We start from the raw sequence: 17,456 nt of genomic DNA, 5'->3' as shown, positions 1-17,456 counted from the left end.
GCGGATCTTCGGCGACAAATCGGTGACAGCCTTCGCGTTACTGAAGCTGCGTATCGCGCCCCTGGCGGATATCGCGGGGCGACCAGTTGAATTCCCGGCGAAACAGGGTGGAGAAGTGATTGCTGTCGCCAAATCCGCAACGGAAAGCGATATCGGTGACGCTCTCATCGCTGTGGCGCAACATATGCCGCGCTTTGGTCAGCCTTAACCGGTTGAGATAGCGCTGCGGCGTCAGGCCCGTTGAATGCTTCAACTGGCGATGCAGCGTGCGCAAAGAGAGCGTGAACTGGTCGGCCAGCATTTCCCAACAAACATCCTCGGCAAAGTGATCTTCCAGCCACAACATCAGTTGATTAAGGCGGGCATCGCTGCTGACGGCGCCCTCCTGCTGGCTCCCTTTACGCAGCATCACCAGCAGTTGCATAAACAGGATCTCGCGGTTCGCAATACCGTGGGTATCCATTTCTGGATCCAGTTTTTCCATCTGCCCGATGATCTCGCGCACCTTCGCCAGCGTCTGCTGGCTCACCCGCCAGTGCGACGGGTAGTGGCCATCCTGCTCCTGCGGCAGTAACTGGTGCAAACCGGCAAGGAACTGGAAAGCCTCCGGCGAACGGTACAACACATTGGTCAGGCACAGGTTATCGGTATGCTCATATAAGTGCCGATCATGGTCACGGACAAAACAGACGGTGCCGCCGCTGATAGTGAAAGGCTGACCATTAAAAACGTGGATCCCGGTGCCGTGTTCAACGATCACAATTTCATGAAAATCATGATGATGTTCAGGGAAAGCCGCCTGGGGAAGCCGGGGTTCAATGGCAACAGGTGATTGACCTGCCGGGAAAAAATCCACGCTATGAAGTACGGTCATGATTGCCCCACTAATGAGAAACCTTCTCAAAATAGTAATTAAGGGTTATCAACCTCACCTTAAATTTTCGACAGCTTTTCGCGCATAGCCTGCCGTTTTTTCAAGAAACGACCGGAAAGATCGGGAAATGTGGCAACGGTCACAATGGCTTAAATCCCCGCCATTACTGGAAACTGTGAACTTTCTCACGTTCACCTTTGCTTTCTTGCCAGCGGCAATTGGCGGCTGTCAGTAGCGAGAAGGTACGCCTTATCCCTCTTTTTTAGACTGTCTGCAATGACTCTAAGAAGGACCCAATCATGACTTTTCGCCACTGTGTCGCAGTTGATTTAGGCGCCTCAAGCGGACGTGTCATGCTGGCGCGTTATGACAGCCAGCAGCGCATCCTTTCGCTTCGCGAAATCCACCGTTTTAGTAACTGTCTGCAAAAAGTGGACGGCTTTGATTGCTGGGATATCGACGGCCTGGAAAGCGAAATTCGCCTCGGCCTGCTGAAGGTCTGCGAAGAAGGCATTCAACCCGACAGCATCGGCATCGATACCTGGGGCGTCGATTACATTCTGATTAACCGCGAAGGCCAGCGCGTCGGTCTGCCGATTGCCTACCGCGACGATCGCACCGATGGCGTAATGCAGCGTGCGATGCAGAATCCCGGCAAAGCCGATATCTATCGCCGCAGCGGCATCCAGTTTTTACCCTTCAACACGCTGTATCAGTTACGCGCGCTGGCGGAACAACAGCCGGAACTGATTGACCAGGTCGCGCATGCGCTGCTGATCCCCGATTACTTTAGCTACCGTCTGACCGGCCAACTGAACTGGGAATACACCAACGCCACCACCACGCAACTGGTCAATATCAATACCGATAACTGGGACGATACGCTGCTGGCGTGGGCGGGCGTTCCGGCTGGCTGGTTTGGCACCGCGACACATCCCGGCAATGTGATTGGTCACTGGATCTGCCCGCAGGGCAATGCAATTCCGGTGGTCGCCGTCGCCAGCCACGATACCGCCAGCGCGGTGATCGCCTCGCCGCTGGCGGATAAAGACGCAGCCTATTTGTCCTCCGGCACCTGGTCATTAATGGGTTTTGAGAGCAAAACTCCTTACACCAGCGATGACGCGCTGGCGGCGAATATCACCAACGAAGGCGGCGCGGAAGGCCGCTACCGTGTGCTGAAAAACATTATGGGGTTGTGGCTACTGCAACGGGTGCTGAGAGAACAACAGGTAAGCGATCTGCCCGCGCTGATTGCCGCCACCGAACAGCTTGCGGCCTGCCGCTTTGTTATCAACCCGAACGACGATCGTTTTATCAACCCGCAGAACATGAGTGCCGAACTTCAGGCCGCCTGTCGGGAAGCGGGCCAGCCCGTACCGCAGAACGCTGCCGAACTGGCGCGCTGCATCTTCGACAGCCTCGCCCTGCTCTATGCCGACATCCTTGCCGAACTGGCCTTTCTGCGCGGCAAACCCTTCAGCCGCCTGCATATCGTCGGTGGCGGTTGCCAGAACCAGTTACTGAATCAGCTCTGCGCCGACGCCTGCGGGCTGCCGGTGGTGGCCGGTCCGGTGGAAGCCTCCACGCTCGGCAACATCGGCATTCAGCTGATGACGCTGGATGAACTGAGCAACGTTGATGATTTCCGTCAGGTGGTGGCGAGCAACCACAACCTGATCACGTTTACCCCTAATCCTGACCATGAAATCGCCCGTTACGTCGCGCGCTTTCAGCAAAAACGACAGACAAAGGAGCTTTGCGCATGACCACTCAACTTGAACACGCCTGGGAAATTGCCAAACAGCGCTTCGCCGCTGTGGGGATTGATGTCGAGGAGGCGCTGCGCCAGCTCGATCGCCTGCCGGTTTCCATGCACTGCTGGCAGGGCGATGACGTCGCCGGTTTTGAAAACCCGCAAGGCAGCCTGACAGGCGGCATTCAGGCCACCGGCAACTACCCGGGCAAAGCACGCAATGCCAGCGAACTGCGCGCCGATCTGGAGCAGGCGCTGAGCCTGATCCCCGGCCCGAAACGCCTCAACCTGCACGCCATTTATCTCGAAGCCGACGGTCCGGTCGGCCGCGATGAGATCAAACCGGAACACTTCACAAATTGGGTGCAGTGGGCGAAAGCGAACAAACTGGGGCTGGATTTTAATCCTTCCTGCTTCTCGCACCCGCTGAGCGCCGACGGTTTTACGCTCTCCCACGCTAACGATGAAATCCGCCAGTTCTGGATTGACCACGTCAAAGCCAGCCGCCGCGTGTCGGCATATTTCGGCGAACAACTCGGCACACCGTCGGTAATGAATATCTGGATCCCGGACGGCATGAAAGATGTCACCGTTGACCGCCTGGCGCCGCGCCAGCGCCTGCTTAATGCGCTGGACGAAGCGCTCAGCGAAAAACTCAACCCGGCGCACCATATCGACGCCGTCGAAAGCAAGCTGTTCGGTATTGGCGCAGAGAGCTACACCGTTGGCTCCAACGAGTTTTACATGGGCTATGCCACCAGCCGCCAGACCGCGCTGTGCCTCGATGCAGGTCACTTCCACCCGACAGAGGTAATCTCCGACAAAATCTCCGCCGCCATGCTTTATGTGCCGCGCCTGCTGCTGCACGTCAGCCGCCCGGTGCGCTGGGACAGCGATCACGTAGTGCTGCTGGATGACGAAACTCAGGCCATCGCCAGCGAGATCGTGCGCCACAAACTGTTTGACCGCGTGCACATCGGTCTCGACTTCTTCGACGCCTCGATCAACCGCATCGCCGCGTGGGTCATCGGTACCCGCAATATGAAAAAAGCCCTGCTGCGCGCGCTGCTGGAGCCGGTTGAAACGCTGCGCAAACTGGAAGCCGATGGCGACTACACCGCCCGCCTGGCGCTGCTGGAAGAGCAAAAATCCCTGCCGTGGCAGGCCGTATGGGAGATGTATTGCCAGCGCCATGACACGCCAGCCAGCAGTCAGTGGCTGGACAGCGTACGGGCATATGAGCAAGCGGTATCACGCCAGCGCCAGTAACGATGTGCCGGATGGCGGCTTGCGCCTTATCCGGCCTACACAGAGAAACCGATTCACGTAGGCCGGATAAGCGCAGCGCCATCCGGCAACAGAACCAACAGGAACTCCATACATGCAGACCATTATTAATTCCTGGTTCGTCCAGGGGATGATCAAAGCCACCTCCGATGCCTGGCTGAAAGGCTGGGACGAACGTAACGGCGGCAACCTGACGCTGCGCCTGGATGATGCGGATATCGCGCAGTATGAAGCCGATTTCCACCAGAAACCGCGCTATATCGCGCTCAGCCAGCCGATGCCGCTGCTGGCGAACACGCCGTTTATTGTCACCGGCTCCGGCAAATTCTTCCGCAACGTGCAGCTCGATCCGGCGGCGAACTTAGGCGTGGTGAAAGTGGACAGCGATGGCGCGGGCTACCACATTCTGTGGGGGCTGACGTCTGAAGCGGTACCGACATCGGAACTGCCCGCTCACTTCCTGTCACACTGCCAGCGCATGCAGGTCACCGGCGGAAAAGATCGCGTGATCATGCACTGCCACGCCACCAACCTGATAGCGCTCACGTATGTGCTGGAAAACACCTCCGATCTGATGACCCGCAAACTGTGGGAAGGCAGCACCGAATGTCTGGTGGTGTTCCCGGATGGCGTCGGCATTCTGCCGTGGATGGTGCCCGGCACCGATGAAATCGGCCAGGCGACCGCCGAAGAAATGCAGAAACATTCGCTGGTGCTGTGGCCGTTCCACGGCGTTTTCGGCAGCGGCCCGACGCTCGACGAAACCTTTGGCCTGATTGACACCGCCGAGAAGTCGGCGGAGGTGCTGGTGAAAATCTATTCCATGGGCGGAATGAAGCAAACCATTAGTCAGCAAGAACTGATTGCGCTGGGCAAACGCTTTGGCGTCACCCCGCTGCAATCGGCGCTGGATTTGTACAAATAACAACATCGCGCCCCGCACAAAGACGGGGCGAACTCTGTCACCTGCAAAACAACTCTTCCCTGAAGATTTCGCGGTGCGCTGCAATGCGAAAGACGACGGGAATCTAACTCGTGGAGTAAAAGCAATGAAAACAAAAGCTAGCTTGATCCTCACCGTGGCCCTCATGGCGTTGTCCGGTTCCGCTGTCGCTGAAGTAAAAATCGCCCTCGTGGCGAAATCTTTAGGCAATGGCTTTTTTGAAGCAGCAAATACCGGCGCGCAGGAGGCGGCCAAAGAGTTAGGCGATGTCAAAGTGATCTACACCGGCCCGACCACCACCACGGCCGAAGCGCAGATCGAAGTGCTGAATGGCTTGATCGCCCAGGGGGTGGATGCGATCGCCATTTCAGCCAACGATCCGGACGCCGTGGTGCCGGTGCTGAAAAAAGCGATGCAGCGCGGTATCAAAGTGGTTTCATGGGATTCCGGCGTGGCAAAAGCGGGCCGCCAGATCCACCTGAATCCTTCCAATAACGCCCTGATCGGCGAAACCAACGTCAAACTCGCCGCCGATGCGCTGAAAGCGCTGAATGTGGATAAAGGCGACGTTGCCATTCTCAGCGCCACACCGACCTCCACCAACCAGAACATCTGGATTGCGGAGATGAAAAAAGTGCTGCCGAAATACCCGTCCGTCAATCTGGTGACCGTCGCCTACGGCGATGACTTATCGGATAAAAGTTACCGCGAAGCGGTCGGTTTGCTGAAGTCGTACCCCGATCTGAAAGTGATCGTATCGCCGTCGTCAGTCGGCATTGTCGCCGCCGCGCAGGCGGTAAAAGACCAGGGCAAGATTGGCAAAGTGTATGTCACCGGTCTGGGCCTGCCGTCTGAAATGGCAGGCGCGATTAAATCCGGCGCCAGCAAAAGTTTCGCCATCTGGAACCCGATCGATCTCGGTTATGCCGCCACCTATCTGGCGGATGATTTAGTGAAAGGCACGGCGACCAAAGAGGAAGCCAGCATGGGCAAACTGGGCAAAGTGAAGCTCGATGCTGACGGCAACGGCGCGATGGCGGAGCCGTTTGTCTACGATGCCAGCAATATTGATAAGTTCTCAAAAATCTTCTGATGAGATTTGTAGGCCGGATAAGCGTAGCGCCATCCGGCAAGACGGCGGGTGGCGCAGCCGCTTACCCGCCCTACAAATTCCCCTGTAATGGAGAACTATCATGACACCACTCCTTCAACTCAACGGCATCACCAAGGTTTTCCCCGGTGTGCGTGCTCTTGAGAATGTGCAGCTTGATCTCTGGCCCGGCAAAGTCACCGCGTTGATCGGTGAAAACGGCGCAGGGAAATCAACGCTGGTCAAAGTGATGACCGGCATTTATCAACCGGACGAAGGTGAAATCCTCTATAAAGCGATCCCTATTGCGCTGCCGACGCCGGAATCCGCCCACAAAGTGGGGATCACCGCTATCCATCAGGAGACAGTTCTGTTTGATGAACTGTCGGTGACCGAGAACATTTTTGTCGGCCAGTATCTTTATAAAGGGCTACTGAAAAAACTCGACTGGCCCGCCATGCACCAGCAGGCGCGGGATATTCTCGCCCGGCTGGAAGTGCAAATCGATCCGCGCGCCACGCTGAAAACCCTGAGCATTGCCCAGCGCCATATGGTGGCGATTGCCCGCGCGCTCTCTTTTGACGCGCAGGTGGTGATTCTGGACGAACCCACGGCCGCGCTTTCGCAGCATGAGATCCTGGAGTTTTACCAAATCGTCGAGCGCCTGAAACAGGAAGGCAAAGCGATCCTGTTTATCTCGCACAAGTTCGATGAAATCTTTGAACTGGCCGATCACTACACCATTTTGCGCGACGGCGTTTATGTTGATTCCGGCGCGATAAAGGCGATCACCGAAGAGCGCATGGTGGCGATGATGGTTGGCCGCACGCTGAGCCAGAGTTGGCCGAAAGTGGCCTGCGAACCAGGCGAAACGGTGCTGGAAGTGCGCGATCTGTGTCATCCCACCGAGTTTGCCCATATCAACTTTTCCCTGCGTAAAGGCGAGATCCTCGGCTTTTACGGCCTGGTCGGTGCCGGGCGTACCGAGCTGATGCAGGCGCTTTCCGGCGTTTCACGCCCCTCGTCCGGCGAGATCATCCTCAACGGCAAATCCGTGCAGTTCCGCCAGCCAGCGGATGCCATTCAGGCCGGTATTGTCTGCGTGCCGGAAGAGCGGCAAAAGCAGGGGGCGATTATCGAGCTGTCGATTGCGCAGAACATCAGCCTGCCGCAGCTAAGCAAGCTGAACCGCAACGGCGTGCTGAATGAGGCGAAAGAGTGGGCGCTGGCCGATGAGTACGCGCGCCGTTTGCAGGTGAAAGCCTTTAGCTGGAGACAGGCGGTAGAAACGCTCTCCGGCGGCAATCAGCAAAAAGTGGTGATCGGTAAATGGCTCGCCACCCATCCGGACGTGATCATCCTCGACGAACCGACGAAAGGAATCGATATCGGCTCAAAAGCGGCGGTGCACCAGTTTATGTCGGAACTGGTGGCGCACGGGTTGGCAGTGATTATGGTCTCCTCCGAGTTGCCGGAAGTGATGGGCATGGCCGATCGGGTGATTGTGATGCATGAAGGGCTGATGGTGGCGCAGTACAACGCCGGCGACGCCACGGCAGAAACCATTGTCAGCGCCGCCAGCGGCGCCGGGAAGGAGGCAGCATAATGTGGCAACAACTGCTTAAACACCGCGAAGCGCTGCTCGGCGGCGTGATTGTGCTGCTGGTGCTGAGTATCGGCAGCCGTGTGCCGTCGTTTATCGGCCCCGGCAATCTGGTGGAGATGTTCAACGATACCGCCATTCTGATCATCCTCGCGCTCGGGCAAATGATGGTGCTGCTGACCAAAGGCATCGATCTGTCGATGGCGGCAAACCTCGCGCTGACCGGCATGATTGTCGCGCTGATCAACTTCCATCATCCGGAGGTTCCGGTCTGGTCGTTGCTGCTGCTGGCCACGCTGCTCGGTCTGCTGATGGGCATGATCAATGGCCTGCTGGTGTGGAAACTGGGTATTCCGGCCATTGTGGTGACGCTCGGCACCATGAGCATCTACCGCGGCCTTATCTTCTTACTTTCCGGCGGCGGCTGGGTGAATTCCAACCAGATGGGCGCGGATTTTCTCGGCCTGCCGCGCGCGTCGGTGCTGGGTTTACCGGTGCTGAGCTGGTGCGCTGTCGCCGCGCTACTGCTGGTGGGGTATTTCCTGCGTTACAGCCGTACCGGGCGGGCGCTCTATACCGCAGGCGGCAACGCGACGGCCGCGTATTACACCGGGATCAACGCCGGCAAGATGCAGTTTGTCAGCTTCTGCCTCTCCGGCGCGCTGGCGGGCTTTTGCGGCTATTTGTGGATCTCGCGCTTTGCGGTGGCGTATGTCGATGTGGCTAACGGTTTTGAGTTGCAGACGGTGGCAGCCTGTGTGATTGGCGGCATCAGCACCATGGGCGGCACCGGGCGCGTGCTTGGCTGTCTGTTTGGCGCATTATTCCTCGGGGTGATCAATAACGCGTTGCCGGTCATCGGTATTTCTCCCTTCTGGCAGATGGCCATCTCCGGCGCGGTGATTGTCATTGCGGTTCTGCTGAATGAACGCGCCAACAAGCGCAAAGGCCGCTTGATCCTGCGTGATGCGGCGCTGGCACGACAAAAACAGGCGGTGAAATCATGAGCAAAATATTGACTTCCGATGCCGTGAAAAACGCACCAGCCACCTCACCTTTCCTCCAGCGCCTGCTGTGCTGGGAAGGTTTTTTGCTGGCCGTGACCCTGGCGGTATTTGTGGCGAATGCCATCGCGTCGCCCTACTTCCTCAATATCTGGAACCTCTCTGACGCGACGTTCAACTTTACCGAAAAAGCGATCATTGTCCTGCCGATGGCAATGCTGATCATCGCGCGCGAGATCGATTTATCCGTCGCCGCCAACATGGCGCTGAGCTCCACGGTAATGGGGTTTTGCGCGCAGGCAGGAATGGAGACGCCGCTGCTGGTCGCGGTGGGCCTTGGCGTCGGTCTGCTGTGCGGATTGTTCAACGGCATTCTCGTCACCCGTTTCAACCTGTCATCGATTGTGATCACCATCGGCACCATGAGTCTCTATCGCGGCATTACCTACATCCTGCTTGGCGATCAGGCGCTGAACCGATGGCCGGAGAGCTTCGCGTGGTTTGGCCAGGGCTATGTCTGGGGCGCGCTGTCGTTTGAGTTTGCCCTGTTTATCGTGCTGGCCGTTGTGTTTGCGTTCCTGCTGCACAAAACCAACTTTGGCCGCCGCACCTATGCGATAGGCAACAACCCGACCGGCGCGTGGTATTCCGGCATCAACGTAAAGCGTCACAACCTGATCCTCTTCGCGCTGGTGGGTCTGATGGCGGGGCTGGCATCGGTACTGCTGACATCACGCCTTGGCAGCACGCGCCCGACGCTGGCGCTCGGCTGGGAGCTTTCAGTGGTGACGATGGCCGTGCTGGGCGGCGTCAATATTCTCGGCGGCTCCGGCAGCATGGTCGGCGTCATCATCGCCGCCTTCCTGATGGGGCTGGTGACCTTCGGTCTGAGCCTGCTCAATGTACCGGGCATTGTGATGTCGATTATCGTCGGCGCGATGCTGATTGTGGTGATTTCGCTGCCGATCATTACCCGCCGCGTGATGCAGCGCAGGCGTATGTAAACGGGCGTTGATTGCCGGATGGCGGCTACGCCTTATCCGGCCTACAAAACCGCCCCGCAGATAATTGCAGGCCCGGTAAGCGTAGCGCCACCGGGCAAAAAGAATTCCCCCGGCGACATGGAGTATTGCCGCCGGAAAAATCACAGCAAATTAAGGAGAGTCACGATGAGCTTTATGTTAGCCCTACCCAAAATCAGCCTGCATGGCGCAGGCGCAATCGGCGATATGGTCAACCTGGTGGCGAACAAACAGTGGGGTAAAGCGCTGATTGTCACCGATGGACAACTGGTAAAACTGGGTCTGCTGGACAGCCTGTTTACTGCGTTGAAAGCGCACAACATGGCGTATCACCTGTTTGATGGCGTGTTCCCGAACCCAACGGAAGAACTGGTGCAAAAAGGGTATGCCGCATACCAAAACGCCGCCTGTGATTACATCATTGCCTTCGGCGGCGGCAGCCCGATCGACACCGCCAAAGCGGTGAAAATCCTTACCGCCAACCCGGGGCCATCCACCGCTTACTCGGGCGTGGGCAAAGTGAAAAACCCCGGCGTACCGCTGGTGGCGATCAATACCACGGCCGGTACCGCAGCGGAAATGACCAGTAACGCGGTGATTATCGACTCGGCGCGACAAGTCAAAGAGGTGATTATCGACCCTAATATTATCCCCGACATCGCCGTGGACGACGCCAGCGTAATGCTGGAAATTCCGGCTTCGGTAACCGCCGCCACCGGAATGGATGCGCTGACGCATGCGGTAGAAGCCTATGTTTCTGTCGGCGCGCATCCGTTAACCGACGCCAACGCGCTGGAAGCGATTCGCCTGATCAACCTGTGGCTGCCGAAAGCGGTGGATGACGGGCATAACCTCGAAGCGCGTGAGCAGATGGCTTACGGCCAGTATCTTGCCGGGATGGCCTTTAACAGCGCCGGTCTTGGCCTGGTACATGCGCTGGCGCATCAACCGGGAGCGACCCACAACCTGCCGCACGGCGTGTGCAACGCCATTCTGCTGCCGATTATCGAAAACTTTAACCGCCCGAACGCCGTTTCCCGTTTTGCCCGCGTTGCACAGGCGATGGGCGTTGATACCAAAGGGATGAGCGATGAAGCCGCCAGCATGGAGGCAATCAACGCGATTCGCCGCCTCAGTGTGCGCGTGGGCATTCCTTCCGGTTTTAGCAAACTGGGCGTGACCAAAGCGGATATCGAAGGCTGGCTGGATAAAGCGCTGGCCGATCCATGCGCCCCGTGCAACCCGCGTACCGCCAGCCGCGATGAAGTCCGCGAGCTGTATCTGGAGGCGTTATGATCCGTAAAGCCTTTGTGATGCAGGTTAATCCTGAGGCCCATGAAGAGTATGAACGTCGCCATAACCCGATCTGGCCGGAGCTGGAAGCGGCGCTGAAAGAAGGAGGCGCGCACCATTACGCGATTTATCTCGATAAAGCGCGCCATCTGCTGTTCGCCACCGTGGAAATTGAGTCTGAAGAGCGCTGGAATGCGGTCGCCAGCACCGACGTTTGCCAGCGCTGGTGGAAATATATGCGCGACGTGATGCCCGCCAACGCGGATAACAGCCCGGTCAGCGCGGAGTTGAAAGAAGTGTTTTACCTGGCCTGAGCCCTGTTCCCCTCTCTGTTACGGGAGGGGATCACTGAAGCGGGAACTCCCTGGCCGTCACCTGGCCGAGATCGTCTATCAGTCCAGCTTTTACGCGCAGCGGTAAATTTCTCGCCAGGTTTGCCGCTTCAACGAAATAATGCTTTTCGCTGAAGGGCGAGACCATCATGTCCGGCTGCTGCCCGGCGGCATAAGTTTCGCCGCCAGCGAGTAGCGAAATGCCGGCAAATGAGACATGCCACGGCGAAGCGTTATGGCACACGATCTCAATATCTTTGCCGTTTTTTTCCTGATGAAAGCTGATTTTTTCCGCAATGTTCTCAGGATCGCCAATTTTTTTCGGCCGCCAGAAGATTTTCATCTGCGTATTCATGGTCAGCACCACGCTCTGCGCCTGCGGCGAAATCGTCGAGGATTTGGGCGGGATCTCATACAGGTTCAGCCAGAAGACGGATTCGCGATCCTGGGGCAATTCCTGCTGGTTATAGATCAGCCGCAGCCCCTGCATCGCCTGCGGTTCTAATTTGAACAGCGCCGGAACCGCAACAAACGGCGTTTTAATGCGATCGGGCATCGTCACGTTCGTGTTGCCGTTATCCACCCAGCTTTGCGCCATTACGGGCCAGCTATTGGTGTTTACCAGCATCAGGCTCTGTTGCGTCTGCCCCTCTTTAAAAATCACCCGCGTTGAGGATGCGATGAGTCCGGCGTGAGAAGAAAATGCAACCGCCAACAGCGCCGCTAACGCCATCGTTTTAACATGCTTTCTCATTGGACTTTCACCACCACATAAGCACTGGCATCCACTTTGCCCGGTGTGACCGTCTGACCCGGAAGGCGCGTCAGGGACGCATGGAAATGGACAATATATTCACTCAGTCCCGATGAGCCGCCATTAGAGATTTGCGTTGCCCCATCTCGCACAGAGTACCAGCCGCTGGTATTGCCAAAGCGGCAGGCGCTTAGCGAACACCAGTACCAGCCGAGCAGATTGCGTGGTACGCCATCGCTGGCATTCGCTATCTGGATACCAACACCCATGGCAATGCCTGGATAGCCATAGCGATCGGACAGCAAGTGACTCACTCCCCCCAATGGATTCACCAGGCCCAGCAACTCTGCGATCGTGTAACCATAGTGGGTGGTCTGAAAAGCCAGCGCCGTCATACCCGCAGCAGTACCACTTTGCATTGCGCCTTCGCAGAGAATGTTGACGCTAAAATTGGCCTGCGCCTTTTTCCCATTATTTAAATCAGCAACAGAAATCGTCGGGAATAGCACCACAGGCGTGGCGCTTTTAGCCACACAGGTTGGCGTTGATACCAGTATTGCGCCCGGAACGGTAGCGGTACCCATATTCACCGCCATCCAGTTATCCATCAACCAGCCATTCCAGTCGTAGGCGGAATCACCCACATCGCAGTAGGCATCCGTGCTGCCAGGCGAGCAGAAAGAGACATAACCATTCGGCTGGTTGCAGCTATACACACCAGATGTGAGCTGGGTTGAACGTCCACACCAGTCCGTTGGCGATACCCCTCTGGGCGAGGTGGAACTCACGCGAATCAGCTCGGCGCGAATGGGGCTGAAGTCTTTGACCCGGATATAAATCTGCTTGCCGTCAGCCGAAACCGCGTAATTTTTCATCGGGATACGCTGAAAGTTACGGGCAAACACAGTGCCCGAATTCACATGCGTCAGACGTAACCCCACATGGCTAAACAGCGTGCCATAGTAGCCAGGGTAGCCATCGGCTGCGCCCAAATCAAAAAAACCACCGTTACGATCGTCACCATTGGTGGCAATGATCTCGAAGATGTTATTTTTATCCGCAATATCACAGACCCATAAAACGCTGTCCGGGCCTTTATAACGCGGGTTATTCGCAAATGATACGATGCTTGAACCAAGCGGTGAGCCAACGGGTTGGATCGACAGACTGGTGACGTTAACGGTGCCCAGCGACAGGCCAACACCCCAATAATCCAGTTCGGTACGGACGAAATCCGGCCCTTTTTTACACACTGCGCTCGCGGACAAACTCGCGAGCAAAAGAATGTTCAGTAAAATAATGCGCATAAAGATCATAAACAGCTCCGTCAATTAACGACAAGGCAGACCCATCAAAAGCAGTGGTTGCCGGGGTTCCGTGGCACGCCAGGCAATACGGCAGCTCTGCAGAGCCCCTTCTCCCCAACGCACCTGCAACTCCCCTTTTTTCTCACCGGAACGCAGGTAAATCTGATTAGCCTGCCCCACCATGCCCAGATAGTTGTCATAGCCGTCATACACCGAGGCCCCCATCGGGATCGGTTCATTCGCTTGCCGTTGCGCCGTAATCAGCATCGCCTGCCCGTTAAGGGTGTTAAAACGCACTCGTACCGTCGCGCCGGCATACGGCGCAATACGCTGCTGCGAAGTTTGCAGTTCGGCGTCATCGCTCATATTGCGGGGATCGAGGCCAATGCTATTGAACTGGTACGCGCCGAGCGAAGGCACAATGGCGTAACCAAACGCATCGACGCGCCCTCCCTGTCCGCCGATAACCTCCGCGCCGCTGGCGCCAGGCGCATCTATCAGGGCAAAACTGTCGCCGACCCAGTGCCCAAGCGTCACGCCGCCTTTATGCGCAACCACCGAGCCCTGTAGCGAGGCAGAGGCTTGCCAGTAATTTTGTGACGATGACCAGGAGATTCCGGCATTAGCAAAAGAAAAATTCTGCTGCAAACCGCCACCCCACACCGACTGCTCGCCTTTGTCATCGGTTGAATAGTTCAGGTTGTAGTTCAGCGGATTTTTGTCGCCATACACCCCGCTCAATGTTGATTGATAGCCACCATCGGAACCGTCGCTGTTGTTGCTGCGGTGTGCACTGGCTGAAAGAACAGGTGAGGACCGTTGGGTGCCAAGCGGTACAGAGACCGCGAGCGACCACAGTGTTTGAATCTGATCACGCAAAGAGATCGCGTGCTCGTTGCCGCTGTTTTGCCACGGACTGCTTACGCTATCGGGCGTAACGTTATAGGTACGCGCCACCCCGAGATTCAACGCAATGCCATAATCGAAGGTTTTACTCCAGTTGAACTGAAGCTGTTTGTCGCGCTTTTTATTATCGCGGTAAGTCTGCGTTGATGCTGAGAGGTTAATGTTGCCGTAATCGCCTAATGTCTGGCCCGCAGAGATCTCCAGACGATTGCGCTGTTTCCAGCTTAGTGATTGCCACTGATTACCATGTTTGTAAGCCTCACGAGAACCTAAAGCGTCATACAGCTCAGAATACCCGTCGGTGGAATAGCGATAACCGGCGAGCGTAAACGATGTTCCCGATTGCGGAATGAATTTGCTGTAGTTCGCCCGTAACGACCAGCCGCTTCGGGCACCCTCATCCGCCAGGGATGCGCGGGAAAACAGGCTGGTCAAACCAAAAGCGCCCACGGAGGTTGTGTAGACGCCGCCCAGCGCATAACTCATATAGTTAGATGCCAGTTGGTTGCCGAGGCTGAGGGTAAACGCGTTCGTTAGCCCTTGCCGCCAGACCACTTCACTGAATACATTCTTATCGCCCACGTCCCGCGTCTGCCCCAGCGTGAAAACATAGTCTGAGGAGCCAGGGCGCATAGATTCAGCCAGTGCCGAGAAAGGCACCATAAAAGTATTTACGCTGCCATCCGCTTCAGTGACGACAACCGTTAAATCACCGGCGAAATTTGTCGGGTAGAGATCGTCGATCGTAAATGGGCCCGCCGCGACAGTCGTTTCATACAGCGTGGATTTACCCTGCAAAATGGTGACTTTCGCGTTCGTATTGGCAATCCCGCGCACAACGGGCGCATAGCCCCGGCGCGAATTCGGCAACATGCGCGTATCGGATAAAAGCTGGAAGCCCCGGAAACTCATCCCGGAAAAAAATTGCCCGTTGGTATAGCCTTCGCCCACCATTAATTCGCTGCGCAACGGGTAAATGGCACGCTGAAGATAACGACGGTTCGTATTCCAGCGGCTGCCTTCTTCGTTGCTGTAGCTCAAACTGGATTGCTGGCGATAGCGCCACAGCCCAAGGTTGAAACCGCCGTTAAAATTCAGCCAACTGGAATCCATGCTGCCTGCGCCGCTCTGCCGCGACTTCACGTGATACTGGTTGGCGATATAGTTCAGAAACAGCATGCTTTCCCCGGCATCAAGGCTTGCTTCACTGACGCTGCCCCGGGGAACGGATTTCAACAGTGCCTGCGGCACACTCAAATCCATACGCAATTGCGCAAGGTCATCTTTGATAGTGACGCCCTTCATCACTTCATCATCATTCCAGTAGCATGATGATTTCATTATGGGCGTGAACGCCTTCAGACCTAACGTTGTTAATAATTCCCGGGGCAGGCAGGGGCTAATACTCTTCCCCCTGCGGGAATATTCTATTTCACTGTGTGTAATAAATTTGCCGTTAAGATAAATATCCAGTGAGTGACGCCCTGGCGAGATCATTTCGTTTTTATTTAAACGTTGCAAATCCTCAACTGATAAGCCACTCCCCCTTAGCAAAGAGGCATCAAAATAGAAACCTTCATCTTCCGCTGATGCTGAAAAGGGCAAAACAAAAATCAGCCCTATAAAAACACGAAAGCAGGTTAAATGCAGAGGCATTATAGTCACCAGAAATTGAGAAATATATTTACATCATCAAACAGAAGTTATCGAACCAATGAGTAGGTTTTACTAAATACGCCGCCATAATCATTTATCGCATTAATTATTAATTTATCACCTGCACCCTCAGGCAATATCCATTGCGCAGTAGAATGCGGCGTAATCATGCCTGTCGTTGTAATGGACGTTTTTTTCTTTCCATCCGCAACAAATGCGCTAACAATGGAAATATGCCAGGGGCTGGTATTCTTAATATCGATTTTTTTACCCTGGACGCCGACCTTTAACTCATCGAGTGATTTATTTGCGTCACCCACCAGGCCGGAAGGGCGGTAAAATATTTTGATACGGCTTTTCACCAGCATGGTTAAAGAATTTTTACCCTGCGCAGCGGCACTTTTTGCCGGGTATTGCAGAAAATTCAGCCAAAAAAGGGACTCCCTGTCCTGTGGTAAAACCGTTCCCGTAAATTTCAACCGCAAACTGTGTTGTGCGTGCGAATTAATACGAAATATCGAGGGCATGACAATAAAAGGAGCATCGGCCGTTTCTGCTGTTGAATTAGGATTATTTTTATCCGTCCACACTTGTACTAAAAAAGGGTTGTCGCCAGCATTAGTGAAATCAAGCGATTTTTCTTTAATCTCCGCATTGTAAATAATACGAGTCCCGAGCATCGTCACGCTAGCCGAGGCACTATTGAGCGCAGAGGAAAAAAGAAAGGCGGAAAGAAAACCGAATAATATTTTATGTTTCGACATGCTGATTTAAACCCCATAACAAGCGCTGCACGAGGCAGCGCTTTTAAGGATATTACATGTAAGTTACGGCAAACTGCACCTGAGCTTCTACAGTACCCGCCGTAGATGCACCGGTTGCAAAATAACGCGCAGTCAGATCGTAGGTTGCGCTGGTATTTGCGCCACCAACAGACTGAGAAGCGGTCTGAGCTTTATTACCCACGAAATCCAGCGCGGTAGTACCTTCCATTAATTGGATCGCAACATTTGCCGCCGGAGAAGTGGTCGCAGTATTTTTCAAATTCATACCATCAACATCATTTGCAACAAAAACAACGCTTGCGTTAGATGTTTGCGCACCGCAACCAGACAGCATTACAGTGAACGGAGTTTCGCCGGTGGTATCGCCTGCATTGGCCAACTGAGTTTTTGCTGCGGTCGGCAGAAGAACAACCGGAGCGGAGCTGCTGCCATTTACAGTAATATTACAGGTTTGTTCACTTACTTCACCCATAAAACGCACAGTATTATTTGACGTTGCAGCAAAAGAGGAAGCGCTTAAACCAAAAGCAAAAACAGCAGTTGCCGCACAAATAGCTTTCATACGATTCATAAAAAAACCTTAATTTAAAATTGACAGTCCATATCAAGACATTTACCAGGCGGTAAACGCCTTAAGTCCGAAAACAAAAATACACCTACGGACACTTACTGTAAATGCAGAGAAATAAGCAAAAATAAAACAAAAATTGAATTAATATCCACTCAAAAAATAAAACAAGAAATAGTATTCACATTGATAAAAACAGAAAAACAAAAACACAATTAAAACAATAAGTTAAACTGGTAAGAGGTGCCTGCACATCCGCATAAAAACAAAAATATA

Annotated in this window: 15 protein-coding genes; 9 read left to right on the top strand and 6 right to left on the bottom strand. The window is 55.0% G+C overall.

Features of this window, described 5'->3' with window-relative positions; translation table 11 throughout:
- Positions 1-37: 37 nt before the first annotated feature.
- The gene (gene rhaS, locus C0557_RS26180) at positions 38-874 is read right to left on the bottom strand and encodes an HTH-type transcriptional activator RhaS (RefSeq protein ID WP_208662483.1); all 837 of its coding nucleotides are present in this window, start codon (positions 872-874) and stop codon (positions 38-40) included.
- Between the two features lie 299 nt (positions 875-1,173).
- Here rhaS (C0557_RS26180) and rhaB point away from each other — a divergent pair, with 299 nt between their 5' ends.
- From rhaB to rhaM, 9 genes are all read left to right on the top strand, one after another.
- A complete protein-coding gene (gene rhaB / locus C0557_RS26175; protein WP_208662481.1) occupies positions 1,174-2,643 on the top strand; it encodes a rhamnulokinase in 1,470 nt (489 codons plus the stop codon).
- Positions 2,640-3,899 (top strand): L-rhamnose isomerase, encoded by a 1,260-nt coding sequence (locus tag C0557_RS26170; protein WP_208662472.1) that lies wholly within the window; start codon positions 2,640-2,642, stop codon positions 3,897-3,899. Before rhaB ends, C0557_RS26170 begins: the two co-directional genes overlap by 4 nt.
- Positions 3,900-4,011: 112 nt before the next feature.
- Entirely contained in the window at positions 4,012-4,842 is an 831-nt protein-coding gene (rhaD, locus tag C0557_RS26165; RefSeq protein WP_208662470.1) for a rhamnulose-1-phosphate aldolase, read from the top strand.
- Between the two features lie 124 nt (positions 4,843-4,966).
- Positions 4,967-5,953, top strand: a complete 987-nt coding sequence (rhaS, locus tag C0557_RS26160) for a rhamnose ABC transporter substrate-binding protein (protein WP_208662468.1) — start codon at positions 4,967-4,969, stop codon at positions 5,951-5,953.
- Positions 5,954-6,053: 100 nt separating this feature from the next.
- Positions 6,054-7,556 carry a sugar ABC transporter ATP-binding protein gene (locus C0557_RS26155; RefSeq protein WP_208662466.1) on the top strand — a complete coding sequence of 501 codons (1,503 nt, stop codon included), beginning with the start codon at positions 6,054-6,056 and terminating at the stop codon, positions 7,554-7,556.
- Positions 7,556-8,560 carry an ABC transporter permease gene (locus tag C0557_RS26150; protein WP_208662464.1) on the top strand — a complete coding sequence of 335 codons (1,005 nt, stop codon included), beginning with the start codon at positions 7,556-7,558 and terminating at the stop codon, positions 8,558-8,560. The genes C0557_RS26155 and C0557_RS26150 overlap by 1 nt, the downstream gene beginning before the upstream one ends.
- Positions 8,557-9,561: an ABC transporter permease gene (locus tag C0557_RS26145; RefSeq protein ID WP_208662456.1), complete on the top strand. Its 1,005-nt coding sequence runs from the start codon at positions 8,557-8,559 to the stop codon at positions 9,559-9,561. Before C0557_RS26150 ends, C0557_RS26145 begins: the two co-directional genes overlap by 4 nt.
- A gap of 165 nt (positions 9,562-9,726) precedes the next feature.
- The gene (gene fucO, locus C0557_RS26140) at positions 9,727-10,875 is read left to right on the top strand and encodes a lactaldehyde reductase (protein ID WP_208662454.1); all 1,149 of its coding nucleotides are present in this window, start codon (positions 9,727-9,729) and stop codon (positions 10,873-10,875) included.
- On the top strand, positions 10,872-11,186 hold the full coding sequence (gene rhaM, locus C0557_RS26135) for an L-rhamnose mutarotase (protein ID WP_208662452.1): 315 nt from the start codon (positions 10,872-10,874) through the stop codon (positions 11,184-11,186). Before fucO ends, rhaM begins: the two co-directional genes overlap by 4 nt.
- A 31-nt stretch (positions 11,187-11,217) precedes the next feature.
- On the opposite strand, the gene C0557_RS26130 is transcribed toward rhaM, so the two are convergent.
- From C0557_RS26130 to C0557_RS26110, 5 genes are read right to left on the bottom strand one after another with little or no spacing between them, the layout of a single operon-like run.
- Positions 11,218-11,958 carry a molecular chaperone gene (locus C0557_RS26130; protein ID WP_208662450.1) on the bottom strand — a complete coding sequence of 247 codons (741 nt, stop codon included), beginning with the start codon at positions 11,956-11,958 and terminating at the stop codon, positions 11,218-11,220.
- Positions 11,955-13,274 carry a fimbrial protein gene (locus C0557_RS26125; protein WP_208662447.1) on the bottom strand — a complete coding sequence of 440 codons (1,320 nt, stop codon included), beginning with the start codon at positions 13,272-13,274 and terminating at the stop codon, positions 11,955-11,957. Before C0557_RS26125 ends, C0557_RS26130 begins: the two co-directional genes overlap by 4 nt.
- Positions 13,275-13,289: 15 nt before the next feature.
- A complete protein-coding gene (locus C0557_RS26120; RefSeq protein WP_208662445.1) occupies positions 13,290-15,827 on the bottom strand; it encodes a fimbria/pilus outer membrane usher protein in 2,538 nt (845 codons plus the stop codon).
- A 47-nt stretch (positions 15,828-15,874) separates the two neighbouring features.
- Entirely contained in the window at positions 15,875-16,591 is a 717-nt protein-coding gene (locus C0557_RS26115; RefSeq protein ID WP_208662442.1) for a molecular chaperone, read from the bottom strand.
- Between the two features lie 52 nt (positions 16,592-16,643).
- The gene (locus C0557_RS26110; RefSeq protein ID WP_083416340.1) at positions 16,644-17,183 is read right to left on the bottom strand and encodes a fimbrial protein; all 540 of its coding nucleotides are present in this window, start codon (positions 17,181-17,183) and stop codon (positions 16,644-16,646) included.
- Between the last annotated feature and the right edge of the window lie 273 nt (positions 17,184-17,456).

The sequence above is a fragment of the Kosakonia sp. MUSA4 genome, from assembly GCF_013085925.1.
Classification (GTDB): Bacteria; Pseudomonadota; Gammaproteobacteria; order Enterobacterales; family Enterobacteriaceae; genus Kosakonia; species Kosakonia sacchari_B.
Note: the sequence above shows the minus strand (reverse complement) of the source record. Positions and strands in the feature narration are given on the sequence as shown.